The sequence below is a fragment of the Streptomyces abyssalis genome (genome assembly GCF_001751365.1).
Taxonomy (GTDB): domain Bacteria; phylum Actinomycetota; class Actinomycetes; order Streptomycetales; family Streptomycetaceae; genus Streptomyces; species Streptomyces abyssalis.
Genome location: NZ_LJGT01000041.1, coordinates 651721 through 675530, shown reverse-complemented (window position 1 = coordinate 675530; position 23810 = coordinate 651721). Strand labels below are relative to the sequence as shown.

Sequence of the window (23810 nt, the reverse complement as noted above, 5' to 3'; positions counted from 1 at the left end):
TGCAGGCAGGGGAAGGGGGCCGCGCTGCCCGGCACGGCCCCCTTGTTCACCCCACATGTGGTCTCGTACGGCCTGGTGTCAGCCCTTGCCGCCGTCCAGGCAGCCGCCGCAGTTGTGGAACGTGACGTCCCAGTGGTTGCTCTCGTCGAAGTAGATGTTGCCCGAGCCCGACTGCCACTTGTTTCCACCGATTGAGGTGAAGGTGTTCTTGACGTAGCTGCTCAGGCAGCCCGTCATCGCGAAGTCGAGCTTGTAGCCGTTCCAGTGGCTGAACTCGCCGCTGGCGTGGCCCGTCTCGGTCCCGCCGGTGACGGTCAGGTCGCACTTGCTGGCGCCCTTGAGCGTGATGGCGCCGTCGATCGACGCCGAGTTGACCTGCTCCAGCGACGTGCAGGTGGGGTTGTTCCGGTCGGAGCAGCCGCCGCTGGAGCGGATGCCGATGCCCGCGTCGCTGAGCTTCTTCGCCGCCGCGGAGTGGCTCATCTTCGCGAGCGCGCCGGTGTCCTTGGGCTCGGCGGTCGTCGCCTCCGCCACGTACGCCGTGGAGAAGATCGCGAGTGCCATCGCCGAACCGCCGACTGCCGTGCGCAGAGCGATCTTTCTGTTCATGGGGGGTTGGTTCCTTCCTGGAATGAAGCAGGCGTTGGAGTTCTGGAATCTCAGTTCGTGACGCCGCAGTCCGGGGCGTCCCAGTACTTGGCGTCCCGGTGGTCCACGTGCGTGTGGTCGTCGTGGCCCGGGAAGCCCGGCCCGAGAATGCCGTGGAAGCCGCGGTTGCGCGCCTCCTTGGCGAGCGTGCAGAGCGAGTGCGGTCCGGCTCCGAGATCGGCCGAGTCACCGAAGAGATGACGGCTCGAAGGAGCCCCGCCCACCTCGTCGTTGCACGCCTTGGACCGGAAGCCGCTGGTGACCCTGATCGACTGGTCGCCGAGGGCGTGCCGCATGGCCTCCAGCTTCCACATCGTGCGCAGGGCGTTGGACTTGGCCTCGGCGGCGCTGACGGCTCCGCCGCTCCAGTCCGAGTTGCAGTTGTTCAGCTCGGCGAACGAGAAGTGGGCCGGCGAGCAGTCGTCGTCCTGCAACTCGTAGATCTTGTTGTACGTGGCCGCGTCGGCCTTGCCGGTGGCGCTCAGCCCCCAGGCCTCCTGGAAGCGGGTGACGGCGGCCTTCGTCGCGGGCCCGAACTCCCCGTCCACGGAGATGACTTCACCGCTCGCGGGATAGCCGGAGACCCTTACCTGGAGTTCCTTGACGTCGTCCCCGGAGGCGCCTTCGGCGAGATCGCGGTTCCAGGTGTAGCAGCCGTCGGCGGCGGCAGCCGGGCCCGCAGTCGCCACGGCGGCCGAACCCACGAGAACAGCTGCCGCGACCATGACAAGAGCCAGCACGGTCCTGGCCGTACGTCGGGGCATGGTGCCTCCATGAGATGTGGGGAGTGACCCCAGAGCTTGTCGTGACCATAAGAAGGCGTCAACAACTGCCAGGAAATGCCAATGGACAAGGCCATTGAATGACGATCACCGGGCACGTGCCGCGGCGGAAATGGCCGGCCGGGAGCGCACAGCAGACCGCCGCCCGGGCACCAGTGGCACCGGGCGGCGGTAGGCGCAGGGGTACGGCGGTCAGGCCGCCAGGACGCGAAGGTCGTTGACGACGCGGAGGCGCTGAGGCGCGGAGGTGTTGAAGAGGCGAGACGCGAAGACGCGGAAGGCCCCGCTCCCGCTTACTCGTTGGGCACGGTCTCGTAGCGCGGCGTGCCCTCGGCCATCTGCCGCAGGGCGTTCTTACGCTCCCGCTTGGAGAGCCGGTCGATGTAGAGGTAGCCGTAGAGGTGGTCCGTCTCGTGCTGCAGGCACCGGGCGAAGTAGCCCGTGCCCTCGACGGCGATGGGCTTGCCCTCCGCGTCCTGCCCGCGCACGACGGCGTAATCGGGGCGCGCGAGAGCCTCGTAGGCGCCGGGCACCGACAGGCAGCCCTCATTGGAGTCGTCGAGGCTGCGGTTCGCGGCGGGGAGTTCGTCCAGCACCGGGTTGCACACCGCGCCGACGTGCCGCACTCCTTCGTCGTCCACGCAGTCGTAGACGAAGACCTTCAGGTCGACGCCGATCTGGTTCGCCGCGAGTCCGACTCCCTCAGCGGCACGCTGGCTCGCGAACATGTCGTCGATGAGCGAGGCCAGTTCGTCGTCGAAGGAGGTGACCTGCCGGCACTCCTTGTGCAGCACCGGGTTTCCGACGACGGTGATGGGGCGTGCCGTGCCGCGCTCACGGTGGGCGTTCTCGCGCGCCTCGCAGTCCCTGGTGTCGTCCACGAAGCCCGAACCGGCCGTCGCGGCTGCCTCCGCCACAGTCTCCCCGCTGATCTCCTGCTGCTGTCGCGCCATTCCGCCGCTTGCCTTCCTCGCCACCTGAACCGTCGCCCCACAGCGTAGCGGGAGGCACGGCACCCCCGTCCGGGGCCGCCGTCCGGCCCCCCGGCACGGGCCCCCGTGCAGTGATCTACGGCCGGCCGCCGGCGCTCAGCAGACCTCTTCCAGATCGCGCCACTCACGAGTGTCCGGGCTGTCCGCGGCCCAGCTGTCCAGCAGCCCCCGCACGAGACCGCCCGGGGCCGCCAGCCCGCACTCACGCTCCGGCACCCACAGCTCCCCGGGTCCCCCGGGAGCCATGTGGCCCAGCGGGCCGGGGTGCCCCGGCGAGCTGTGATCGTGCGGATCGATGTGCGCGGAGCCGTCGCCCTCGTCGGCGGGCATCCTGCTCTCGGAGCACGTACGGCACAGCAGCCGGACCGAGGAGGACCAGTCCTCCGCGGCGAAGCCGGCCTCCGCCGCCAGCCGCTCCAGCGCGTCCCGGTCGGCCTCGGTGGCCGCCTGCAGCAGCACCACCCATGTGGGCACGGGTGAGGGGGCCCACAGCTCGATCTCGTCGAAGACCGGGTAGGACGGGCCGCCCACCGTGGTGCGCTCGCCGTGCGGCACCCCGTCGTGCAGCACCACTTCGCCCCAGCGCCGCCCGGAGGAGGGCAGCGGGATGCTCTGGACCTCGACGCGTGCCGGGTCGATGCGCCGCCCCCATACGACCTCGGCCTCGCCCTCGGGCGAGAGACGCACGGCCGCGCTGCCCAGCTGCATGCCCGCCGGCTCGGCGACCGCCGCGGTGTGTGACTGCCCGGGCACGCGCAGCCCGTACGCCTGCCATGCGCGCCTGGCGAGCGGCCAGTCCTGCAGGGCGGTGGCGGCGATTCCGACGTTCCACCAGTCGGGAGCGCCCGTCTGCCGCTCCAGCAGTGCGACGGCGCGCAGGCCGGCGGTGCGGGCCTGCTCCCAGTCGTGCCGGAACTTGTGCAGCAGCGCGAGATTGAACCAGGACTCCGACAGCCACGGTTCGAGGTCGGCGGCCTGCGTGAGCAGCTCGTCCGCGTCCTCGTAGCGTCCGTCCCCGATGAGCGTGAAGGCACGGTCCGTCGCCTGCCGCCATGAGGCGGAGGGACGGTGCCTCACCCTGCCGAAGATCCTCACGATGTTCCCGCCTGATTCCCGCCAGTTGACCGGCTGCTCTCGCGCTCGCTCCTGCTCCCGGCGCCCTGTCGTCCCGCTGCCCCGTGCCCGCTTTGAGCACGGTGGGCGCCATGTACGGAGTTCCCCTCTCGCATCCAACCATGCCCGCGCGGGGGCCTGCTCACTACCCGGCGTCAACCCGGCGTACCGCGGGACACCACGCGTGACAGGGCCTCCACGACGCGTGGTTCGTAGTTCCGGGCACACCCCAGCCTCAGCCGCTCCAGGGCCCGCAGCGAGCCCTCCATGGAAGCATTCCCGGCGACCATGTCCTCGTACGCGTTGACGGCGCGGACGATACGTGCTGTGAGTGGCTGCTCACGGAAAGGATCGGCCTGCCGTTCCACCACCACGGCGACTTCGGAGGACACTCCCGTCTGCCGCACCACGGCACCGCCCAGCAGCGCGATCCGGCGCTGCAGCTCGGGGTCGAGCGCTTCGGTGGCGCCGGAGGCGACCGGGTCAACGAGGGAGAGCTGGCCGATGTCGTGCATGAGGGCCGCGTACTCCAGCACGGTGAGTTCCGGGTCCGCCAGCCCCAGCTCGCGTCCGACGGCACAGCTCAGCTCGGCGACCCTGCGTGCATGCCCGTGCGGCGTGTAGCCGGCGACTTCGGTGGAGCGCGCGAGCGAGGCGATCGTCTGCCTGTACGTGGCGCGTACGGACGCGTACCGGCGGAAGGAGAACTGCGTGAGCAGCAGCGGAATGCAGAAGACGGGCAGTGCCCACAGTCCGGCGACGGCCACCGCGAGGGCGATCACCGCACCCGTCGCGCCGATGGCCGGGGCTATGCCGACTCGGGCGCGCAGCTGGCCGCGCAGCAGCGGTACGACAGGTCTGCCGGTGCCGGCCGCGGCGAAGACGACGGCCAGCCATGCGTCGCACAAGCCCGTGAGCAGGGTGACGGCGAGCAGGCAGAGCGCGTAGTACGGGCCGCGCCCCACCCAGTGCGCCAACACGCCGGAGGTGTACAGAGGTTGGAAGCACGTCGCGGCGAACCCGACGGCGAGCACTCCGCGCATCGCCTGGTCCAGGTCGAGGGACGGGCCGCGCGCCGCGCGGGGCGCACTGCCGGCCAGCGCCGCGACGATCACGACGGCGACGACCTGCAGGGCGCCGTGGGAGGTGTCCCGTCCGCCGACCTCGCCCAGCAGCGCGTATCCGAGTGCGCCGGCGGCGCCCAGGGGTGCGCTCGTCGGAGCGCGTCCGTCGTGGTCGCGGCCGGGCATCCGCACACGTGCGGATTCGCCGACGGCGATGACAGCAGCGAACGCCAGTGCCACCAGCGGCTGTTCGAGGCCGCGCCACAAGGTGACGCCGAGCGCGGCGCAGCTCAGGACCACGGCCGACGCACGGCTCAGCGCGACGAGGTACTTCATGCCGGGGGCCGCCCCGCGCGGGCTTCCTCGGCGTCGTGCGACGGACGTGCCGAACTCGCGGAACCGGCACTGCCGTTGGGGTCGCCGGCGTCGTTGGCGACGGTGCCGCCGTTGCCGGCCGGGCGCTGGGACGCGTGGGACCCGTTGCCGCCGTCGGCCCCGGCGCGGCGGGACGTGTTGCCGCCGTTGGCTCCGTACGCTCCGCCGGCTCCGTTCGCAGCCCGCGCGCTCCGCTCGTCCCGCTCCGCCGTTCCGCCCCGCTCTCGCGCTGCCGGTACGTTTCCGCCCGGCCTGTCGGCCGTGACGGCGGGCGACCACTCCTCCCGGTTCAGGGCCCGTGCCAGCGCCGACACCATCCTCGGGTCGAACTGCGTGCCCGCGCACCGCTCCAGCTCGGCCACCGCCGTCCCGACCGGCCGCGCACGGCGGTAGCTGCGCGTGGAGGTCATGGCGTCGAAGGCGTCCGCCACCGCCACCACCCGTGCGAACTCGGGGATTTCGGCGCCCGACAGCCCGTAGGGATAGCCGCTGCCGTCGAGCCGCTCGTGATGGTGCAGGATCGCGTCACGCGCCTCCCCGAGGAAGCCGATGCCGCGCACCATCTCGTGCCCGTACTCGGGATGCAGCTCGATCACACGGCGTTCCTCTGGGGTGAGCGGGCCGTCCTTGCGCAACAGCCTTGTGGGCACGCCGAGTTTGCCGACGTCGTGCAGGATGCCGGCGAAGCGCAGCGCCTCCGTCCGCTCGCCGTCCATGCCGAGCTCACGCGCTATCAGCACGGACGCCCTGCCGACGCGCTCGCTGTGGCCGCGCGTGTAGCGGTCCTTGATGTCCACGGCCTGCACCAGCGCCCTGATCGTGGACTGGTGGGCCCCGCGCTCACGGTGGTACTGGGCGAACACCCAGCAGCAGATGTACATCGGCAGCAGCACGAAGAACGCCGCTGCCGGTCCGTACGGGCTGCGCCACAGCACCGCCATCATGAGCCCGACGAGTCCGTGCAGCAGATGAGGCCCCGCCGCCCGCTGGAACTGGCCTCGCCACGCCGCACGCAGCGCACACCGCTCCGCGGCGACCAGAACGGCCCCGTCCAGTGCCGTGACCACGACGCAGAAGGTGAGCGCCGCGGCGGCCGCCGCCCACAGCACGTCCGGGAAACCGCCCGCAAACGGGACGAGCGCGGGGCCCGCGGTGGCGGGACCCCCGCCGCCCGACGGGACGGAGAGACTGCCGCCCAGCAGTGAGCAGACTTGCGCCGACGCCCAGGCCGCGAGGGCCAGTTGGGCCGCGTGCCACGTCCGCCGGGCAGCCGCGTGGCCGGGCTCGACGCGGCCGATCAGCGCCCCCGGCAGCGGTACGAGCGCGGCGGCAGCGGGGGGCAGCAGGAAGGCGGCGGTCAGCAGCACCGGGAAGAACGCGCCCATGTTGCCGGGGACCTTGTGGCCCATCAGCGGGCAGCGCGGCGCGTATTCACAGATCGCGTAGAGCGCGGCCAGCGGCAGCAGTACGCCCCATTCGAGGCGCGGAAGATCCCGGAGAGCGGGGGCCGCACAGCCCAGCGCGCCGGACGCCGCACACGCGATGAGCCCGCGTGCCCCCCACGGCAGGCCGGCTCGCCCTGCACGCATCGGAAACTCCTCCCCTTACCACGTTGGAAGGGGAGAATAGGACGGGAGTGGCGGCAGTGGGGCCTCATCCGCTCAATGGTCCGTTCGGGACAGGAAGTTCTCACACCTTTGAGTGAGAAGAGACCGAATGCCCGGGCAGGGCCACCCCAACTCCCGTACGGGCGCCGCGAATCGGGAGCGAGAGCAGAACCGTCGAGGGCGTCGGCACGCCACCGCATCACGGGTCAGGCGCACCGCACCACGCGTCAGGCGTACTTCTTGCGCCCGGTGACGGACTCCGACGGCGGCGGAGCCTGCGGCGACTCGCCGCCCGCCTCCGACTCGGCCTGGCCGCCGGGGACTTCGGCGCCCGCGGCCTCGGCAGCACGGATGAGTTCGATCCGCCCCATCACCTTCGAGCGCAGGTCCGACGGCACGTCGTCATGGCCGCAGCAGCGCTTGACGAGCTTCTTGACCTCCTGCTCGAGGCCGTACTTCTCCAGGCAGGGAGAGCACTCGTCGAAGTGCTCCTTGAACTTCTCGCAGTCACTGTCCGGCATCTCCCGGTCCAGGTACTCGTAGAGGTGGTCCAGCACCTCGGAGCAGTCCGTCTCGTGCGGCTCTCCGCAGCTCATGAGCCCGAACCTTTCCCGTCGTGCGACTGTGCGGCACCCGCGGGCGCAAGACCGCGGTCACGCGCGTAGTCCTCCAGCATGCCGCGGAGCTGCCGCCGGCCGCGGTGCAGCCGGGACATGACCGTGCCGATGGGCGTGCCCATGATGTCGGCGATCTCCTTGTAGGCGAATCCCTCGACGTCCGCCAGATACACCGCGATGCGGAACTCCTCGGGGATGGCCTGCAGGGCTTCCTTCACATCCGAGTCCGGAAGGTGGTCGAGAGCCTGCGCCTCGGCGGAGCGGAGGCCGGTCGACATGTGCGACTCGGCTCGCGCGAGCTGCCAGTCCTCGATGTCCTCCGCCGCGCTGCGCTGAGGTTCGCGCTGCTTCTTCCGGTAGGAGTTGATGAAGGTGTTGGTGAGGATGCGGTACAGCCACGCCTTGAGGTTGGTGCCCTCACGGAACTGGTGGAAGGAGGCGTACGCCTTCGCGTACATCTCCTGGACCAGGTCCTCGGCGTCCGCCGGATTCCGCGTCATGCGCAGCGCCGCCGAATACATCTGGTCGAGGTAGTTCAGCGCGTCCCGCTCGAAGCGCGCGCTGCGCTCCGCCTCGGTTTCCTGCCCGGCGTTGCCGCCGTCTTCGGTCCCGGTGACCGGACCCACCTCCTCCGGTGCTACGGCGAACCCGGTTGCGGACCCGCCCGAATCGGAGAATAGACGACGTTCCACTCCGCGCGCCGCCCCGGTTGTCGTCCCGCCGGCAAGCGCGACCGTGGCCCAGTCCAGGTCAGCGGCCTTCGGACGCTGCGGGCAAGCGACAGAACCCATACTGACGGCTCCCTTGGTCTCGACTCTCTGACTCTGCCGTGAACACATCCCGGGCGGGTGTTCATTCCCGCGCCCGGTAGTCATCGCCGGTCCGCGACGGGCGGGAGGGAGAGCCCCGCCAGCCAGCCCGCGACACCGTCGGTCAGGACGGCCATGGCCTCCTCCTGCCCGGTCTCCGCGCGCTTGGGCACGGCGAAGCCGTGGTCGCCGTCCGGCACCTCCACGATCCGGGTGCCCTCGGGGAACTCGCCGGGACGCCCGAAGGGGTCGCGCCCGCCCTGCACCACGAGCACGGGCAGCCCGGTGCCGGTCAGCTCACCGGCACGGGACTTCTCCGGCTTCCCCGGAGGATGGAGCGGGAAGGAGAGCGCGAGTACGGCCCCGGCGCCCAGCTCCCGGCCCGTACGGCAGGCGACCCGTGCGCCCGCGCTGCGCCCGCCCGCGACCACGGGGAGCCCCGGCGAGCACAGCTCGGGCCACAGTTCCCGCCATGCCGAGTCGAGCGTCTTCGGCGCCGGCGCCACCTTCTTGCCTGCCACGCGCCACGGCTGCTCGACGAGCGCGACCGTGACGCCCGTCGCGGGCAGGGCCGCGGCGAGCGCCCGGAGGTCCCGCGCCTCGATTCCGCCGCCGGCGCCGTGGCCCAGGGCGAGCACCGCGTGGGCCTCACCGGTGGAGTGGTACCAGGTGATGCGGGCGTCCCCGGCCAGGGTCGGGACGGTCCGGGTGTCCGTGGCGGGACTCGCCGTGCTTCCCGGCTTCGCGGTGGCCCCCGTCTTCGCGGTGGTCCCCGTCTTCCGGGCCTGCCCGGCGTCTGCGCCGTGTCCGGCGCCTGCGGCTTTCTTGGTCATGGAAAGCCATCCTGCCCCGTCTCGTCCCCGTTTCCGTCCCCGTCCCCGTCCGGCCCGGTCCGTGGTCAGCGGCGCCGGCCGGTGGTCGTTCGTCGACCGGTTGGTCGGTGGTCGTCGACCGTGCTCAGTGGTCAGCAGTCAGTGGTCAGTGGTCAGCAGTCGGTGGTCGGCCTCAGAACAGCGTGCCGACCTCGGGCCCGGTCCATTCCCTGACCAGGTCGGGGCCGTTGTTCCGTACGTTGCTGACGTCCGTGGAGACCGGGTACGCGCGCATCGTCCCCGGGGGCGGCGGCTGCAGCAGCGCCCGCAGGTCCTCCTGCGACCTGCGCGCCGGGTTCAGCCAGGCGTTCCAGCGCTCCGGCATCAGCATCAGCGGCATCCTCGGGTGGATGTCCGCCAGCGACTCCGGCCCGTCCTCGCCGGTGTGCCCCACGAGCGGCGTCTTCTCCGCCTCGGTGGTGACCACGGTGCACGTCGCCCACCAGGACCTCGGGTGGCCGTCGGGCAGCGTGCCGTCGCGCCAGAACTCGTAGAGCCCGGCCATCGCCATCACGGAACCGTCCGCGGGCGTCACGAAGTACGGCTGCTTACGCGGCCGCTTCCTCCTCCCCTCCTGCTCCAGCTGAAGCTCTCCCTTTGCCGTGGACCATTCGAAATATCCGTCGGCCGGGAGCAGACACCGGCGGGCGGCGAAAGGGCGGCGGAAGGCCGGCTTCTCGTGCACCGTCTCCGCCCTGGCATTGATCATCTTGGCGCCCATTTCGGGCGACTGGGCCCAGCTGGGCACAAGCCCCCACGTCAGAGTCCGCAACTGCCGTACCGGCCGCGGATCGTCCAGGCCCTTCACGGGGCGGTCGAGGACCGCGTGCACCTGCTTCGTCGGGGCGACGTTCCAGTCGGCCGCCAGGGTCTCCTGGGGGTCCATCATCTCCACGCCGAAGAGGGCGACGAGGTCCTCCGGTCTCCGGCTTGCTGCATAGCGTCCGCACATAAGTGCCACACTGCCACGGCACTGATGTGGAGCGCCCCGCGTTCACGGAGAAGCACATTCCGTTCAGGGAGAAGGTGTGCGTGCAGTGCACGGGCGCGGGGCAGGGGAGGACGAAGGACAGAATGGACACCACGAGCATCGCCGGCCTGTGGGACCGGGTCTTCGGCACGCAGCCGGATCCGGACCAGTGGCTGGTCCTCACGACCGCCGTCATAGCCCTCGCGGCGGTCGTGCCGCACGGCGTGTGGCGCTTGTCACGGAACGCGGTCACCATCGCGCACGAGGGCGGGCATGGCCTCATAGCCCTGCTGTCCGGACGTCAACTCGAGGGAATCCGGCTCCATTCCGACACCTCGGGCCTCACCCTCTCCCGCGGCAAGCCGACCGGCATCGGCATGGTCCTGACCGCGGCCGCCGGCTACACGGCCCCCTCCCTGCTGGGCCTCGGCGGTGCGTGGCTGCTGGCCGCGAACCACATAACGCTCCTGCTGTGGAGCGCCACCGCACTGCTGCTGGCGATGCTCGCGATGATCCGCAACGCGTACGGCGTGCTCACCGTCTTCCTCACCGGCGGCCTCTTCGTCCTGGTCTCCTGGCTGACCGAGCCGCAGGTGCAGGCCGGATTCGCGTACGTCGTGGTCTGGTTCCTGCTGCTCGGGGGCGTACGGCCGGTCTTCGAGCTCCAGGGGAAGCGCCGCCGCGGCGGTGCCCCGGACTCCGACGCGGACCAGCTCTCGCGGCTCACCCATGTACCCGCCCTGGTCTGGCTGGTGCTCTTCCACGCGGTCTCGCTGTGCTCGCTGACCGGCGGGGGCCGCTGGCTGCTCGGGCTGTGACACCGCGGCCGGTAGCCCTGTGAGCTGCGCCGCGGAGGCTCCGTGCGGGGCCTCCGGTCCGCCGGATACGCCACGGCCGGCGTGTCCGGCGAACGACTAAGGTGAATCTCATGACCGAGCAAACCGCCCCCGCCGCTCTGTGGCCCGCGCCGTTCGCAGACGCACCCGTCGAAGCGACCGTCGCCGTGCCCGGGTCGAAGTCGGTCACCAACCGCGGTCTCGTGCTCGCCGCCCTGTCCGCCGACACCGGATGGCTGCGCCGCCCGCTGCGCTCGCGGGACACCCTGCTGATGGCCGCGGCCCTGCGCGCGCTCGGTGTGCACGTCGAGGAGGGCGTCGGCCCGGACGGCACCGGCGAGTTCTGGCACATCATCCCCGCCGGGCTGCACGGCCCGGCCACCGTCGACGTCGGCAACGCGGGCACCGTGATGCGCTTCCTCCCACCCGTCGCAGCCCTGGCGGACGGCCCGGTGCGCTTCGACGGCGACCCGCGCTCGTACGAACGTCCGCTGCACGGCGTCATCGACGCGCTGCGTGCCCTGGGCGCCCGCGTCGACGACGAGAGCCGTGGGCGTCTGCCGATGACGGTGCACGGCGGGGGTTCCCTCGCCGGCGGCACCGTGGAGATCGACGCGTCGGCCTCGAGCCAGTTCGTCAGCGCGCTGCTGCTGTCCGGCCCGCGCTTCAACCAGGGCGTGGAGGTGCGTCACACCGGCGCCGCCCTGCCTTCGGCTCCGCACATCCGCATGACGGTCGACATGCTCCGCAAGGCCGGCGCGCAGGTCGACGCACCCGAGGACGGCGGCGAGCCCGACGTCTGGCGGGTCACCCCGGGAGCTCTGCTCGGCCGTGATCTGGTCGTCGAGCCCGACCTCTCCAACGCGCAGCCCTTCCTTGCTGCCGCGCTGATCACCGGTGGACGTGTCACCGTCCCCGACTGGCCCGAGCAGACCACCCAGCCCGGCGACGCGCTGCGCGGCATCTTCACCGAGATGGGCGGCTCCTGCGAACTGGACGAGCGCGGGCTGACGTTCACCGGAAGCGGCCGCGTCCGGGGGCTCGACGTCGACCTGAGCGATGTCGGCGAGCTGACCCCCGGCATCGCCGCCGTCGCGGCGCTCGCCGAGTCGGAGTCGGTGCTGCGCGGCGTGGGCCATCTGCGGCTGCACGAGACGGACCGGCTCGCCGCGCTCACCAAGGAGCTCAACGGCCTCGGCGGCGACGTCACCGAGACCGCGGACGGGCTGCGCATCCGGCCCCGCCCGCTGCACGGGGGCGTCTTCCGCACCTACGACGACCACCGCCTCGCCACAGCCGGTGCCCTTCTCGGCCTGGCGGTCGACGGCGTACAGGTCGAGAACATCGCCACGACGGGCAAGACCCTCCCGGACTTCGACCGCATGTGGGCGGCGATGCTGGGCCAGGCGGGCCCCGGCGCGGACGGCTCGCAGGGCGGCGGCACGCGCGTCGAAGAGAGCGCCTGAGGACGGGCCGGGCGATGCGCCGCTACGGCAAGCACACCGACGAGGACGACATCCGCGTACGTCCGGGCCGCAGGGGCAGCCGTCCGCGCACGCACGACCGCCCCAAGCACGAGGACGCCGCCCAGGGCATGGTGCTCACCGTCGACCGGGGCCGCATCACCTGCCTCGTCGAGGACCGGACAGTCACCGCGATGAAGGCCCGTGAGCTGGGCCGCAAGGGCGTCGTCGTCGGGGACCGGGTGGCCGTCGTCGGCGATCTGTCCGGGGAGAAGGACACCCTCGCGCGCGTGGTCCGGGTCGAGAAGCGCACATCCGTACTGCGGCGCACCGCCGACGACAACGACCCGTACGAACGCGTGGTCGTCGCCAACGCCGACCAGCTCGCCATCGTCACCGCGCTCGCCGACCCGGAGCCACGGCCGCGCCTGGTCGACCGCTGCCTCGTCGCCGCGTACGACGCCGGGCTGGACCCGCTGCTCGTGCTGACCAAGTCGGATCTCGCCCCGGCCGGGCCGCTGTTGGAGAAGTACACGCCGCTGGGCGTGCCCCATGTCGTCACCAGCCGCGCCGAACTGGCCGACGGCGATACGGCGGAGCGCGTACGGGAGTCGCTGTACGGACGGATCACCGTGTTCGTCGGGCACAGCGGCGTCGGCAAGACCACTCTGGTGAACGCACTCGTGCCCCGGGAGCGGCAGCGCACAACCGGCCACGTCAACGCGGTCACAGGACGGGGCCGCCACACGACGACCTCCGCACTCGCCCTGCCGCTGCCCGGAGAGGGAAGCTGGGTGATCGACACCCCGGGGGTCCGCTCCTTCGGGCTCCACCACGTCGACCCGTCTCGGGTCATCGGAGCCTTCCCCGACCTCGAACCGGGCACCGCCGGCTGCCCGCGCGCCTGCAGCCACGACGAGCCGGACTGCGCCCTCGACCAGTGGGTCGCGGACGGCCACGCGGATCCGCAACGCCTGTACTCGCTGCGCCGGCTGCTGGCCACGCGGGAGCAGCGCGAGGGGGACTGACGGCCCGTGGCAGCGCACCGGCGGTGCGGCCCAAGACGGCTCAGCGCGGTTCAGCGCGGTTCAGCGCGGTTCAGCGCGGTTCAGCGCGGTTCAGCGCGGTTCAGCGCGGTTCAGCGCGGTTCAGCGCGGCTGCGCGAGCAACGCCCTCACGACTTCACGGATCTGACCGACCGCCTCCTCGTCCCGCCGGCCGGCCGAGGGCGCGACCACGAACGACAGCGCGATCCGCACCCCCGCCTCGCACGCCAGGCCGAGCTTGCCGGAGGACCCGTTCTGCGAGAGCCCGTCGATCATGCGCTCGCACAGCGTGGCGGCGAGAGTTCCCGGTTCACCGGGGCGTACGGCGGCGGACACACTCTCGGGGGGCAGCGGCATCGGTGTGCCCCAGCATCCCGTGAGGGCCGCACGGACGATCGGCTCGTCGCGAGCGGTCCGCAGCATCCAGGCGGCGGCGGCCGCGCAGGAGGCCGCGGGATCGGCGCCTCCCCTGCCGCCCTCGGCGGCGGCCCGCACCGCACCCTCGACGAAACCTTCGACCAGGCGGTTCACAAGGGCGGCTCCGAGCCCTTCCTTCGTGCCGAACTCGTTGTAGAGCGTCTGCCGGGACACACCGGCGGCGGTGGCGACGTCCACCATCCGCACTCCTGCCCAAGGCTGTGTGCCGACGGCCGTGTGTGCGGCTTCCAGCAATGTCTCGCGTGCAGTAGGCATCGTGCCTCCGGACCCGGCGGCTGGGGTGCGGGACAGAATTGACGCGTCGCCAAGTCCTGTCAAGACAGCGTGCGGAGACAGGTCACAGTCGCCGGTCGGGAGCCTGCCGCCGGCCCTCCCGGTACCGCCCGTTCTCCGCCGCCGGGTCCGTCGGAGCGAATGGACGGCACTCGCATGGCTTCCCGGTGGCACTGCCCTGTGGCTGGGTATCCGGTCGGTAGATACTGTTCACACATGCCGGACTACCACGATGATCTGCGTCTCGCCCACGTACTGGCCGACGCCGCCGACGCCGCGACGATGGAGCGGTTCAAGGCTCTCGATCTCAAGGTCGAGACGAAGCCGGACCTGACTCCGGTGAGCGAGGCCGACAAGGCTGCCGAGGAGCTGATCCGTACGTCGCTCAAGCGCACGCGTCCGCGCGACGCCGTGCTGGGCGAGGAGTTCGGCACTGAGGGCCACGGCTCGCGCCGCTGGATCATCGATCCGATCGACGGGACGAAGAACTACGTTCGCGGAGTCCCGGTCTGGGCCACCCTGATCGCCCTGACCGAGCTGGGCGAGGGCGGCGACCAGCCCGTGGTCGGCCTGGTCTCGGCCCCGGCGCTCAACCGGCGCTGGTGGGCGGCGAAGGGGGGCGGGGCCTACACGGGCCGCAGCCTCTCGCAGGCCACCCGCCTCCATGTCTCGCGGGTCGAGTCCGTGCGGGACTCGTCCTTCGCGTACTCCTCGCTGCACGGCTGGGAGGAACGCGGCATGCTCCCCGGCTTCCTCGAACTGACCCGCGACTGCTGGCGTACGCGCGGCTACGGGGACTTCTGGCCGTACATGATGGTCGCCGAGGGTTCGGTGGACGCCTGTTCCGAACCCGAGCTCTCGCTGTGGGACATGGCGGCCCCCGCGATCATCGTGAAGGAGGCCGGGGGCGTGTTCACCGGCCTGGACGGCAGGGAGGGCCCGCACAGCGGTAACGCCCTCGCCTCGAACGGTCTGCTGCACGAGGAAGTGCTCACCTATCTGACGGCCTAGCACGCCTGTCGGTACGCCGGTCTGCGTGCCTGCCTGCACGCCTGCTGCCTGCACGCCCGTCCGCCCGCCTGCGCGAACCCGGCGCGGTGCGGGAACCGCGCGCTCCCCTGCCCGTGCTTGTGCCCTTGTTGTGGTCCGGAAGCCGTGTGAACATAAGACTCCGTAAGCTTGTGACCTTGTGAATCTCTTCTCGAGCGGAAGAGGTTTCTCCAGGAGGTGGACCACGCACATGCCCACCCTCGTCCGAGACGCAATGACCACGGTCGTCCTCACCATCGGTCCCGCCCACACACTCCGCCAGGCCGCAGCTCTGATGTCGGCCCGGCGGGTCGGCGCGGCCGTGGTCTTCGACCCCGACACCAGCGGGCTCGGCATCCTGACCGAGCGCGACATCCTCAACTCCCTGGGAGCGGGCCAGGAACCCGACCAGGAGACGGCCCAGTCACACACCACGACCGACGTCGTCTTCGCGGCGGAGGAGTGGACGCTGGAGCAGGCGTCCGAGGCCATGACCCACGGCGGGTTCCGCCACCTGATCGTGATGCGCGGACAGGAGCCCGTCGGGATCGTCTCCGTACGGGACATCGTGCGCTGCTGGACCGGAAGAGCGCAGACCGTGGGGACCGTCGGGGTGTGAGGCGCGCGCCGCACACCACTCGGCAACTCACCGGAACAGGCACAAGCAGGCCCCGGCCGGATCACCGGCCGGACCAGGACCAGTGACAGCACCGGAGGGACCGCACGGCGGTGCGGTCCCTCCGGTTTCTTACGGCGAGCGGCCGGATCAGCCGCGCAGGGCCTGTACCGCGGCCTCCAGTCGCTTGCCGTAGTCCTCGTCCGCCTTGCGGAAGTTCTCGATCGCGCGCTGGGCGATGTCCTCGCGCGTGACCTTCGCGATGAATCCCGCCGCGTTGTCGATCAGACGCTGCTTCGCGTCCTCCGGCATCAGCCGGTAGAGGTCGCCCGCCTGTACGAAGTCGTCGTCCTCCGTGTGCGACGGGGTGACGTGGTCGCCCGTGAAGCCGGAGACCGCGACCGGCTCCCACAGCGGCCTGCCGGTCTGCTTCGTCTCGTCGAAGCTGTTGGGCTCGTAGTTCTTCCTGCCGCCGTGCCGGCCGTCGTACATCACGCCGTCGCGACCGTGGGAGTTGGCGGTCGTGGCGTGCGGGCGGTTCACCGGCAGGTGGTCGCCGTTGACGCCGACGCGGTAGCGGTGGGCGTCGCCGTACGCGAACAGCCGCCCCTGGAGCATCTTGTCCGGAGACGGGCCGATGCCGGGCACGAAGTGGTGCGGCGAGAAGATCGACTGCTCGACTTCGGCGAAGATGTTCTCCGGGTTGCGGTTGAGCTCCAGCTTCCCGATCTCGATGGGCGGGTAGTCGCCGTGCGGCCAGACCTTGGTCAGATCGAACGGGTTGAAGCGGTAACCGGACGCGTCCGCGGCAGGCATGATCTGCACCTGCACCGTCCAGCTCGGGAACTCCCCGCGCTCGATGGCCTCGCGAAGGTCCCGCTGGTGGCTGTCCGGGTCCTTGCCCGCCAGGGTCTCGGCTTCCTCGGTGGTGAGGTTCCTGATGCCCTGGTCCGTCTTGAAGTGGTACTTGACCCAGAAGACCTCGCCGTCGGCGTTGTTCCACTGGAAGGTGTGCGAGCCGTAGCCGTTCATGTGACGGTACGAGGCCGGGATGCCGCGGTCCCCGAGAAGCCAGGTCACCTGGTGCGTCGACTCGGGAGACAGGCCCCAGAAGTCCCAGACGTTGTCCGCCTCCTGCGATCCCGTGTACGGGTCGCGCTTCTGGGTGTGGATGAAGTCGGGGAACTTGATGGCGTCCCGGATGAAGAAGACGGGGGTGTTGTTGCCGACGAGGTCGTAGTTGCCCTCCTCGGTGTAGAACTTCAGCGCGAAGCCACGCGGGTCACGCACGGCGTCCGCCGCACCGAGGTTGCCGGCCACGGTCGAGAACCGGAGGAAGGTCTCGGTCTGCTTGCCGACCTGGGAGAGGAAGTCCGCCCTCGTGTACCGCGTCACGTCGGCGGTCACGGTGAAGGTTCCGTACGCACCCGCGCCGCGGGCGTGGACGATGCGCTCCGGAATGCGTTCGCGGTTGAAGTGCGCCAGCTTCTCCAGGAGGAGCTGGTCCTGGATCAGAGCGGGCCCGCCGGGGCCCGCGGTCTGGGTCTGCTGGTTGTCCGCGACCGGGGCACCGGCTTCCGTGGTCAGTGGACCGGTGGTTCTGTCCTGCACCGTCACGTACTCCTCCTGCTTGCTGTGCTGGGCTGAGCTTGAGCCGATCCTACATTGGACATTGTCTAAGTCAAGAAGCCGACTACTTCCATACGGGTTCTTTTCCCGGACCCGGGCACTGCTAGGGTTGACGTATGAGCGACCTGCTGGAGCGGCTCCGGGACCGTGGCTGGCGGCTCACCGCGCAGCGGCGAGTCGTCGCCGAAGTGCTGGACGGCGATCACGTGCATTACACGGCCGACGAGGTGCATGCGCGCGCCGCCGCCCGCCTGCCGGAGATCGCCCGCGCCACCGTCTACAACACGCTGAGCGAACTCGTCTCCATCGGAGAGGTGATCGAGGTCAGCACGGACGGCCGTGCGAAGCGCTACGACCCCAACGCCCGCAGGACGCATCAGCACTTGGTCTGCTCGGGGTGCGGCACGATCCGCGACGTGCACCCCTCCGGTGACCCGCTGGCCGGCCTACCCGAGACCGAGCGTTTCGGGTTCACGGTCTCGGACGCCACCATCACCTACCGGGGCACCTGCCCCCAGTGCGCCGCCGGCTGAGGCCGCTCCCCCGGGCCTCGCTCGGCAGATCGCCACGAGCCGACCCGCGGCCCGGCACCGGTGGCCGGGCACACGGGGCGTCGTGAGACTTGGCACATGCGAAGGGCCCGGATCCTTGAGGATCCGGGCCCTTCGACTTCAGTAGCGGGGACAGGATTTGAACCTGCGACCTCTGGGTTATGAGCCCAGCGAGCTACCGAGCTGCTCCACCCCGCGCCGTTGTGCCGTAACTCTAACCCTGCGCCGACGACCAGTGCAAATCGCTTCCGTACAGCCGGACCGGGCCCGCGCATGAGCGCACGTGACCCGGCCGGCCACACGGTCGTACACCGCCTCGGCGGTCAGGCGGTCAGCTCCGACCGAAGAGCGTCACGCAGCTTCGCCGCGCGCCCGGCCACCTCGGCGGGGCCCAGTTCGACGGCCCTGGCGCACCAGCGCTGCCCTGTCTCGAGCTCGCCCCGTCTCGCACTGAGCAGCGCGAGACGGAGAGCCGCACGCCCGTGTCCCGCCTCGGCGGCACGGGTCCACCACAGCGCCGCCTCCGGCTCGCTGCCCTCGCGAGCCAGCAACAGGCCGAGGTTGAAAGCCCCGTTGGGGCTCCCGGCCTCCGCCGCGGCCCGGTACCACCGGGCGGCGTCGACGACCTCCCCGCGGGCCGCCACGCACATGCCGAGCCGCACCTGCGCACGGCGGTGTCCCTGCTCCGCGGCACGCTCGTACCATTCCTCGTGCTCGTCGCGGCTGCTCACGGACGCCGTCGCACCCGTACTGTCCGCCTCCTGCGGGCCCCGGCGCTCCAGGAGCGCCGCCAGCCGGAAGGCGCCCTCGACACTTCCGCCGCCGGCGGCACGGCGAAGCTGAGCCTCCGCACCCTGCTCGTCGCCCTCCTGCAGGAGCGCGATGCCCACTTGCAGCGCGGCCTCCGCGTGCCCGGCTGCGGCCGCCCGTGCGTACCAGACCCGGGCCGTACGGTGATCGCCCCGGCCGACGTACAGGATGCCCAGGTTGAACGCGGCGTCGATGCTGCCCGCCTCCACCGCCTTGGAGAACCAGGGCTCGGCGCCGTCGGCGTCGCCACGCTGCAGGAGCAGTACGGCAAGCGCATTGGCCGCCTCGCGGTGACCGGCGTACGCGGCACGGCGATACCACTGCTCGGCCTGAGCGGTACGGCCCTGAGCCGCGCACAGCAGCCCGAGGTTGAACGCACCGTTGTCACAGCCCGCTTCGAGCGCCACGCGATACCAGCGCTCCGCGGCCTGCCGCTCGCCCCGGTCGGCGTGAAGGGCACCCAGCGCGTTCGCGGCGTTGCCGTCGCCCTCCTCCGCCGCACGGCGCCACCAGACCGCAGCGCTCTCCTCGTCGCCCGCGTCCCTGAGCAGGAAGCCCAGGGCGCAGGCGGCACGCGGCTCACCCTCCTTCGCGGAGCTGAGATACCAGCGGCCCGCCTCCTTCAGCTCGCCGCGGCGCTCCAGGATGGCTCCGAGACGGAGCGCGGCACGGCGGTGACCGCGCGCGGCCGCCTGCCTGAACCACTGCTCGGCCTCGCGCACGAGGCCCTCCGCCGCCTCGTCGCTCCGCTCTCCCTCGGCGGTGACATCGGCCCCACGGCTGCTGACGATCCGCGCGAGCCTGTACGCGGCCTCACGGTGACCCTGTTCGGCGGCAGCACGGAACCAGGCCTCCGCACCGTCCTCACCACGGTGGTCGAGCAGATCCGCCAAGGCGTACGCGCCCAGCGCGTGCCCGCACTCGGCGGCGTGCAACAGCCAGTAGTGCGCCGCGACTTCGTCGCCGCACTCGCGGTGGTGCCGCCCGAGCGCGTGTGCGGCCGCGGCCGAACCGGCGACAGCGGCGACGCGCCACCAGTCCGCGGCCTCCTCCGTGCACCCCCGCTGATGGAGCAGGACCCCCAGATTGTTCGCAGCGGCACGGTCGCCCGCGGCGGTGGCAGCGCGCAGCGGCCCTTCCGCCCCGTCGAGATCGCCACGGCGCAGCAGTTGGGCGCCGAGCACGCTCAACGCACCGACGTCCTCCACGTCTTCGCCGCCGCTGTCAACACCGGCCCGGCTCGTGCCGGCACCCGGCGGAGCTTCGAGCCTCACCTTGTCCCCCATAAACCCCATGTTCGCACCACCCGCAACCCACGTACACCTGGAATACCACCACCGGGTGAGGTCACTTCAGAGGTTTGTCGACTTCCCGACAGAGAGACACCTCAAACCGCCTGCCACGAAAGGGGATTGAGGTGTGACACGTTGACACACGCGAAGGGCCCGGATCCTTGAGGATCCGGGCCCTTCGACTTCAGTAGCGGGGACAGGATTTGAACCTGCGACCTCTGGGTTATGAGCCCAGCGAGCTACCGAGCTGCTCCACCCCGCGCCGTTGTGTGACAACTCTACACCACGGTACGGAGTGCTCCGCACCCGGGCCGGCCCGGTCTCCCGGCGGCCTCCCGGGTGCGGTCAACTACTCCTTCTTGGCGGCCTCCTCGGCGTCCTGCGCCTCCCTGATGGCCTCCTTGAGGTCCTCCTGCGCCTTGCCGTACGCCTTCCAGTCGCCCTTCTCCAGAGCGTCCTGACCGGCGTCGTAGGCCTCCTGGACGTTGTTCAGCGCCTCTCGCACCGAGGCGTCGCCGGACGCCGGCGGCTCCTCCGGCTGCTCGCCCGGATCGGTCTCCTCGGAGGGCGCACCCTCGCTGTCGAAGACCTTGTCGAGGGCCTCGCCGAGGGTGTCCTCGAAGGCGATGCGCTCGCCGTAGGTGACCAGAACCTTCCTCATACGGGGGTAGTTCGTGCCGGCGCCGCGCACGTACACCGGCTCGACGTAGAGGAGGCCGCCTTCCAGAGGCACCGTCAGCAGGTTGCCGTACTCGATCTCCGAGTCGCCGCGCTTCAGCAGGTTGAGCGACTCGGCGATCGCGGGATCGGAGTTGAACTTGCTCTGCACCTGCGACGGTCCGGAGACCGTCGTGTTGGACGGCAGCCTCAGCATCTTGATCTTGCCGTACCCGGAGCTGCGCGGATCCGCGTCGATCGCCATGAACGCGCCGAGCGTCTCCCGCTTGTTCGGGTTGAACGTCGTCGTCAGCGAGAACGTCTGCTTCTTCTCGTCCGGCATCTGGAGACTCAGGTAGTACGGAGGTACAGCGTTGCCCTTCCGCGTCGGGTCGTCCGGGATCTGCCAGCGCTCACTGCCGCTGTAGAACTGCGACGGCGACTTGACGTGATAGCGGGTCAGCAGCTCGCGCTGCACCTTGAACAGGTCCTGGGGATACCGCAGATGGTCCATGAGGTCGTTGCCGATCGCGCTCTTCGGCTTGATCGTGTCGGGGAACGCCTTCATCCAGGTCTTCAGCACCGGGTCCTTCTTGTCCCACTGGTACATCTCGACCTGGCCGCTGTAGGCGTCGACCGTGGCCTTCACGGAGTTGCGGATGTAGTTGACGCGGTTCTGCCGGGCGAGGACGGCACGCTGACCGTCCGTCAGCGAGTCCTCCGTGGTGTCGCCCAGGGTCGTGCGCGAGGAGTACGGGTAGTTGTCCGACGTCGTGTACGCGTCGATGATCCACTTGATCCGGCCGTTGACGACCGCCGGGTAGGGGTCGCCGTCGATCGTCAGCCACGGCGCGACGGCCTCGACCCGCTCCTTGGGCGTCCGGTTGTAGAGGATCCGGGAGCCCTCGCCGATCGCTCCGGAGTAGAGGATCTGCGGCTCGTTGAAGTTGACCGCGTACGCCGCGCGGTTGACCGGGTTGGAGAGGTTGACACCGCTGTTGCCCTTGTAGGTGTACGTCTTCTCACCCGAGTCGTCCGCGTAGTCGAGCTCCTTCTGCGGGCCGCCGACGATCGAGTACTGGTTGGTCTTCTCGCCGTAGTAGACGCGCCCCTCGTACTTGCCCTTGTCGCCCTTGGGCGGCAGGTCCTGCTCGGTGAAGGCCGGCGCGCCGTCCTTGTCGACGGTGGTGCCCTTGGCGGCGACCATGCCGTAGCCGTGGGTGTACTTGAAGTGCTCGTTGATCCAGTTCTTCTCGGGGATGCCGTCCGTGTTGATCTCACGCAGACCGACGACGGTGTCCTGCTCCCTGCCGTCCTTGTTCTTGTAGCGGTCCACATCCAGGACGGCGGGGAACTGGTAGTACCCCCTGACCTGCTGCTTCTGCTGGAAGGTCGGCGAGACGACGTTCGGGTCGAGCAGGCGCAGGCTGGCGGTGTCGTCCGCGGCGGCCCGCAGCTGCTCCTTGCCGGCCTTACTGGTGCCCGAGTAGTCCTTCACCTGGGAGTCGTCGATGTCGTACGCCTCGCGGGTGGCCTTGATGTTCTTCTTGATGTACGGCGTCTCCTTGGCCTGCTCGTTCGGCTGGACCTGGAACTTCTGGACTATCGCCGGGTACAGCCCGCCGATGAGGATCGCCGAGAGGACCATCAGCCCGAAGCCGATCACCGGAAGCTGCCAGGTGCGGCGCCAGATCGTCGCGAAGAAGAGCAGGGCGCAGATGATCGCGATGCAGAAGAGGATCGTCTTCGCGGGGAGATAGGCGTTGGCGTCGACGAACTTCAGACCCGTCCAGTTGTCCGTCGCCTTGAAGTCGCCGGACTTCACCGCCAGCCCGTACCTGTCAAGCCAGTACGCGACGGCCTTGAGGGAGACGAAGAAGCCGAGCAGCACGGACAGGTGCCCGGTGGCCTGGGCGGTCGCGCGCGCGCCCGGCGTCGTCACGCGCAGGCCGCCGTAGAGGTAGTGCACGAGCGCGGCGGCGAGCAGCGACAGCACCACGGCGGCGAAGCCGAAGCTGAGCAGGAAGCGATACCAGGGCAGGTCGAAGGCGTAGAACGAGATGTCCTCGCCGAACTGCGGATCGGTCTTGCCGAACGGCACGGAGTTGACCCACAGCAGCCATGTGCGCCACTGCCCGGCCGCCGAGGCGCCGGCGATGAGCCCGACGAGCGCGGTGACCCCGAGCAGCACCCACTTCTTGTACGGGGCGATGCTCATCCGGTAGCGGTCGAGGCTCTGCTGCTCCAGCGACATGGCGCTGAGCGGGGGCCGCAGCCGGTGCGCGATCCAGATGTTCAGCCCGACGGCCGCCGACATCAGCAGGCCGAAGACCGCGAACATGCCGACCTTCGTCCACAGCGTCTTGGTGAAGACCGAGCTGTACTGCACCGAGCGATACCAGAGCCAGTCGGTCCAGAACCCGGCGAACATCACGAAAAGCATGGCGAGCACTGCGAGCACGCCGACGGTCATCAGCAGCGTACGGGCGCGCCTGGACGGCCGGCCCACTCTGATCCGTGGCCCTGAGGGACCGCCTGAGCCACGGTCCGGCATCTGGAAAGCCAACGTGCGCACCTCGAAGATCGCTGTGACAGAAACGGGCCCGCATCGTAAGCCCACTCATGCAACTTACTGAAGCTTTACCCAGTTCCCGATCCCGGGGTGGAAGCGGGCAGGATAGAGCCATGGACAACCTCCCCACCGACGGCACGCCCCTGGCCTCCGACCCGCTCACCCGAGCGGTGCTGGAACTCGACGAGTACGCGGCAGGCCTGGGCTGGGATCAGCCGAGCCGGCTGTTCGCCCTGGTCGACACCGCCCGGCTGCGCGAAGAAGAGCCCGAACTCGCAGGTCAGCTGGGTTTCGACGACGCGGCGCAGGCGAACGCCTCACTCACGCCCGTGGAACAGGACGAACTGCCGACCGGAGCCCCGCTCGACGAGTTCCTGGCCACGATCGCGTGGCCCGAAGCCGTCGCGGGCTGCGCGATGACGGTCGAGCGGCTGATGCTCCCGCAGTCGGCGGAGGAGTCGGTGCCGGAGGAACTTCAGCGGGAGGGCGCCGAGGAGAAGCTCACGGAGTGGGTGGCCGAACACCCCGAACGCCAGGAGGTCCGGCTCACCGTCGCCGTGCTGCGGGACGGGACGCGCGAATCGGCACTGCGGCTGCGCGCCCAGGACAGCGCGACCGAGGTGCTGACGGGGGCAGGCCTGGTGCCGGGGCTGGCCGACGCCCTGGCGGCGACGTTCGAGGAGTGACCCGAGGAGGCTCCGGACCGCCTGAGCGGCGGGGCGTCGAGGCAGCCGAGGGCCGTGACCCGA

General features: G+C 70.5%; 21 protein-coding genes and 2 tRNA genes. 7 read left to right on the top strand and 16 right to left on the bottom strand.

Going from position 1 to position 23810, the window contains the following annotated elements:
- Positions 1-78 precede the first annotated feature (78 nt).
- The 10 genes from AN215_RS23865 to AN215_RS23820 form a co-directional block, all read right to left on the bottom strand.
- Positions 79-609: a hypothetical protein gene (locus AN215_RS23865; RefSeq protein WP_070011056.1), complete on the bottom strand. Its 531-nt coding sequence runs from the start codon at positions 607-609 to the stop codon at positions 79-81.
- A 50-nt stretch (positions 610-659) separates the two neighbouring features.
- Entirely contained in the window at positions 660-1412 is a 753-nt protein-coding gene (locus tag AN215_RS23860) for a D-Ala-D-Ala carboxypeptidase family metallohydrolase (protein WP_070011057.1), read from the bottom strand.
- A gap of 311 nt (positions 1413-1723) precedes the next feature.
- A complete protein-coding gene (gene def, locus AN215_RS23855) occupies positions 1724-2383 on the bottom strand; it encodes a peptide deformylase (protein WP_070011058.1) in 660 nt (219 codons plus the stop codon).
- A gap of 135 nt (positions 2384-2518) precedes the next feature.
- Positions 2519-3517 (bottom strand): tetratricopeptide repeat protein, encoded by a 999-nt coding sequence (locus AN215_RS23850; protein WP_070011059.1) that lies wholly within the window; start codon positions 3515-3517, stop codon positions 2519-2521.
- Positions 3518-3690: 173 nt separating this feature from the next.
- A complete protein-coding gene (locus AN215_RS23845) occupies positions 3691-4935 on the bottom strand; it encodes an HD-GYP domain-containing protein (RefSeq protein WP_070011060.1) in 1245 nt (414 codons plus the stop codon).
- A complete protein-coding gene (locus tag AN215_RS23840) occupies positions 4932-6563 on the bottom strand; it encodes an HD-GYP domain-containing protein (protein WP_079123358.1) in 1632 nt (543 codons plus the stop codon). The genes AN215_RS23845 and AN215_RS23840 overlap by 4 nt, the downstream gene beginning before the upstream one ends.
- A gap of 245 nt (positions 6564-6808) precedes the next feature.
- Positions 6809-7177, bottom strand: coding sequence for a mycothiol system anti-sigma-R factor (gene rsrA, locus AN215_RS23835; protein WP_070011061.1), 369 nt, complete (start codon positions 7175-7177; stop codon positions 6809-6811).
- Entirely contained in the window at positions 7174-7824 is a 651-nt protein-coding gene (locus AN215_RS23830; protein ID WP_070011062.1) for a sigma-70 family RNA polymerase sigma factor, read from the bottom strand. Before AN215_RS23830 ends, rsrA begins: the two co-directional genes overlap by 4 nt.
- Before the next feature lie 245 nt (positions 7825-8069).
- The gene (locus AN215_RS23825; RefSeq protein ID WP_245694677.1) at positions 8070-8840 is read right to left on the bottom strand and encodes an alpha/beta hydrolase family protein; all 771 of its coding nucleotides are present in this window, start codon (positions 8838-8840) and stop codon (positions 8070-8072) included.
- A gap of 172 nt (positions 8841-9012) precedes the next feature.
- Positions 9013-9831 (bottom strand): SOS response-associated peptidase, encoded by an 819-nt coding sequence (locus AN215_RS23820; RefSeq protein ID WP_070011063.1) that lies wholly within the window; start codon positions 9829-9831, stop codon positions 9013-9015.
- Between the two features lie 122 nt (positions 9832-9953).
- Between AN215_RS23820 and AN215_RS23815 the strand changes: the two genes are divergently transcribed.
- The 3 genes from AN215_RS23815 (at position 9954) to rsgA (ending at position 13176) form a co-directional block, all read left to right on the top strand.
- Positions 9954-10667 carry a M50 family metallopeptidase gene (locus AN215_RS23815; RefSeq protein ID WP_070011416.1) on the top strand — a complete coding sequence of 238 codons (714 nt, stop codon included), beginning with the start codon at positions 9954-9956 and terminating at the stop codon, positions 10665-10667.
- A 110-nt stretch (positions 10668-10777) separates the two neighbouring features.
- Positions 10778-12151: a 3-phosphoshikimate 1-carboxyvinyltransferase gene (gene aroA, locus AN215_RS23810; RefSeq protein WP_070011064.1), complete on the top strand. Its 1374-nt coding sequence runs from the start codon at positions 10778-10780 to the stop codon at positions 12149-12151.
- Positions 12152-12165: 14 nt separating this feature from the next.
- The gene (gene rsgA / locus AN215_RS23805) at positions 12166-13176 is read left to right on the top strand and encodes a ribosome small subunit-dependent GTPase A (RefSeq protein WP_070011066.1); all 1011 of its coding nucleotides are present in this window, start codon (positions 12166-12168) and stop codon (positions 13174-13176) included.
- Positions 13177-13296: 120 nt separating this feature from the next.
- Here rsgA and AN215_RS23800 read toward each other — a convergent pair whose 3' ends face one another.
- Positions 13297-13887 carry a TetR/AcrR family transcriptional regulator gene (locus tag AN215_RS23800; RefSeq protein WP_070011067.1) on the bottom strand — a complete coding sequence of 197 codons (591 nt, stop codon included), beginning with the start codon at positions 13885-13887 and terminating at the stop codon, positions 13297-13299.
- Positions 13888-14121: 234 nt separating this feature from the next.
- Between AN215_RS23800 and hisN the strand changes: the two genes are divergently transcribed.
- Together hisN and AN215_RS23790 are read left to right on the top strand one after the other, a co-directional pair.
- Positions 14122-14916 (top strand): histidinol-phosphatase, encoded by a 795-nt coding sequence (gene hisN / locus AN215_RS23795; RefSeq protein WP_070011068.1) that lies wholly within the window; start codon positions 14122-14124, stop codon positions 14914-14916.
- A gap of 229 nt (positions 14917-15145) precedes the next feature.
- Positions 15146-15553 (top strand): CBS domain-containing protein, encoded by a 408-nt coding sequence (locus AN215_RS23790; protein WP_070011069.1) that lies wholly within the window; start codon positions 15146-15148, stop codon positions 15551-15553.
- Positions 15554-15700: 147 nt separating this feature from the next.
- Here the strand turns inward: AN215_RS23790 and AN215_RS23785 are convergent, their stop codons facing one another.
- Positions 15701-17167, bottom strand: a complete 1467-nt coding sequence (locus AN215_RS23785) for a catalase (RefSeq protein ID WP_070011070.1) — start codon at positions 17165-17167, stop codon at positions 15701-15703.
- A 128-nt stretch (positions 17168-17295) separates the two neighbouring features.
- On the opposite strand from AN215_RS23785, the gene AN215_RS23780 reads away from it, so the two are divergent.
- Positions 17296-17712 (top strand): Fur family transcriptional regulator, encoded by a 417-nt coding sequence (locus AN215_RS23780; RefSeq protein ID WP_070011071.1) that lies wholly within the window; start codon positions 17296-17298, stop codon positions 17710-17712.
- Between the two features lie 142 nt (positions 17713-17854).
- On the opposite strand, the gene AN215_RS23775 is transcribed toward AN215_RS23780, so the two are convergent.
- The 4 genes from AN215_RS23775 to AN215_RS23760 all read right to left on the bottom strand — a co-directional run bounded on the left by AN215_RS23775 (position 17855) and on the right by AN215_RS23760 (position 23064).
- A tRNA-Met gene (locus AN215_RS23775) sits at positions 17855-17928 on the bottom strand.
- Between the two features lie 125 nt (positions 17929-18053).
- Positions 18054-19826, bottom strand: coding sequence for a tetratricopeptide repeat protein (locus AN215_RS23770; RefSeq protein WP_070008656.1), 1773 nt, complete (start codon positions 19824-19826; stop codon positions 18054-18056).
- A gap of 194 nt (positions 19827-20020) precedes the next feature.
- A tRNA-Met gene (locus AN215_RS23765) sits at positions 20021-20094 on the bottom strand.
- A gap of 87 nt (positions 20095-20181) precedes the next feature.
- On the bottom strand, positions 20182-23064 hold the full coding sequence (locus AN215_RS23760; protein WP_079123356.1) for a UPF0182 family membrane protein: 2883 nt from the start codon (positions 23062-23064) through the stop codon (positions 20182-20184).
- Positions 23065-23174: 110 nt separating this feature from the next.
- Here AN215_RS23760 and AN215_RS23755 point away from each other — a divergent pair, with 110 nt between their 5' ends.
- Positions 23175-23747 carry a PPA1309 family protein gene (locus AN215_RS23755; protein WP_070011073.1) on the top strand — a complete coding sequence of 191 codons (573 nt, stop codon included), beginning with the start codon at positions 23175-23177 and terminating at the stop codon, positions 23745-23747.
- The last annotated feature ends 63 nt before the right edge of the window (positions 23748-23810 follow it).

What these genes read in the sequence shown, in the direction of transcription:
- AN215_RS23865 (WP_070011056.1), bottom strand. Translation starts at nt 609, where the DNA reads ATGAACAGAAAGATCGCTCTGCGCACGGCAGTCGGCGGTTCGGCGATG.
- AN215_RS23860 (WP_070011057.1), bottom strand. Translation starts at nt 1,412, where the DNA reads ATGCCCCGACGTACGGCCAGGACCGTGCTGGCTCTTGTCATGGTCGCG.
- def (WP_070011058.1), bottom strand. Translation starts at nt 2,383, where the DNA reads ATGGCGCGACAGCAGCAGGAGATCAGCGGGGAGACTGTGGCGGAGGCA.
- AN215_RS23845 (WP_070011060.1), bottom strand. Translation starts at nt 4,935, where the DNA reads ATGAAGTACCTCGTCGCGCTGAGCCGTGCGTCGGCCGTGGTCCTGAGC.
- AN215_RS23840 (WP_079123358.1), bottom strand. Translation starts at nt 6,563, where the DNA reads ATGCGTGCAGGGCGAGCCGGCCTGCCGTGGGGGGCACGCGGGCTCATC.
- rsrA (WP_070011061.1), bottom strand. Translation starts at nt 7,177, where the DNA reads ATGAGCTGCGGAGAGCCGCACGAGACGGACTGCTCCGAGGTGCTGGAC.
- AN215_RS23825 (WP_245694677.1), bottom strand. Translation starts at nt 8,840, where the DNA reads ATGACCAAGAAAGCCGCAGGCGCCGGACACGGCGCAGACGCCGGGCAG.
- AN215_RS23820 (WP_070011063.1), bottom strand. Translation starts at nt 9,831, where the DNA reads ATGTGCGGACGCTATGCAGCAAGCCGGAGACCGGAGGACCTCGTCGCC.
- AN215_RS23815 (WP_070011416.1), top strand. Translation starts at nt 9,954, where the DNA reads ATGGACACCACGAGCATCGCCGGCCTGTGGGACCGGGTCTTCGGCACG.
- aroA (WP_070011064.1), top strand. Translation starts at nt 10,778, where the DNA reads ATGACCGAGCAAACCGCCCCCGCCGCTCTGTGGCCCGCGCCGTTCGCA.
- rsgA (WP_070011066.1), top strand. Translation starts at nt 12,166, where the DNA reads ATGCGCCGCTACGGCAAGCACACCGACGAGGACGACATCCGCGTACGT.
- AN215_RS23800 (WP_070011067.1), bottom strand. Translation starts at nt 13,887, where the DNA reads ATGCCTACTGCACGCGAGACATTGCTGGAAGCCGCACACACGGCCGTC.
- hisN (WP_070011068.1), top strand. Translation starts at nt 14,122, where the DNA reads ATGCCGGACTACCACGATGATCTGCGTCTCGCCCACGTACTGGCCGAC.
- AN215_RS23790 (WP_070011069.1), top strand. Translation starts at nt 15,146, where the DNA reads ATGCCCACCCTCGTCCGAGACGCAATGACCACGGTCGTCCTCACCATC.
- AN215_RS23780 (WP_070011071.1), top strand. Translation starts at nt 17,296, where the DNA reads ATGAGCGACCTGCTGGAGCGGCTCCGGGACCGTGGCTGGCGGCTCACC.
- AN215_RS23770 (WP_070008656.1), bottom strand. Translation starts at nt 19,826, where the DNA reads ATGGGGGACAAGGTGAGGCTCGAAGCTCCGCCGGGTGCCGGCACGAGC.
- AN215_RS23755 (WP_070011073.1), top strand. Translation starts at nt 23,175, where the DNA reads ATGGACAACCTCCCCACCGACGGCACGCCCCTGGCCTCCGACCCGCTC.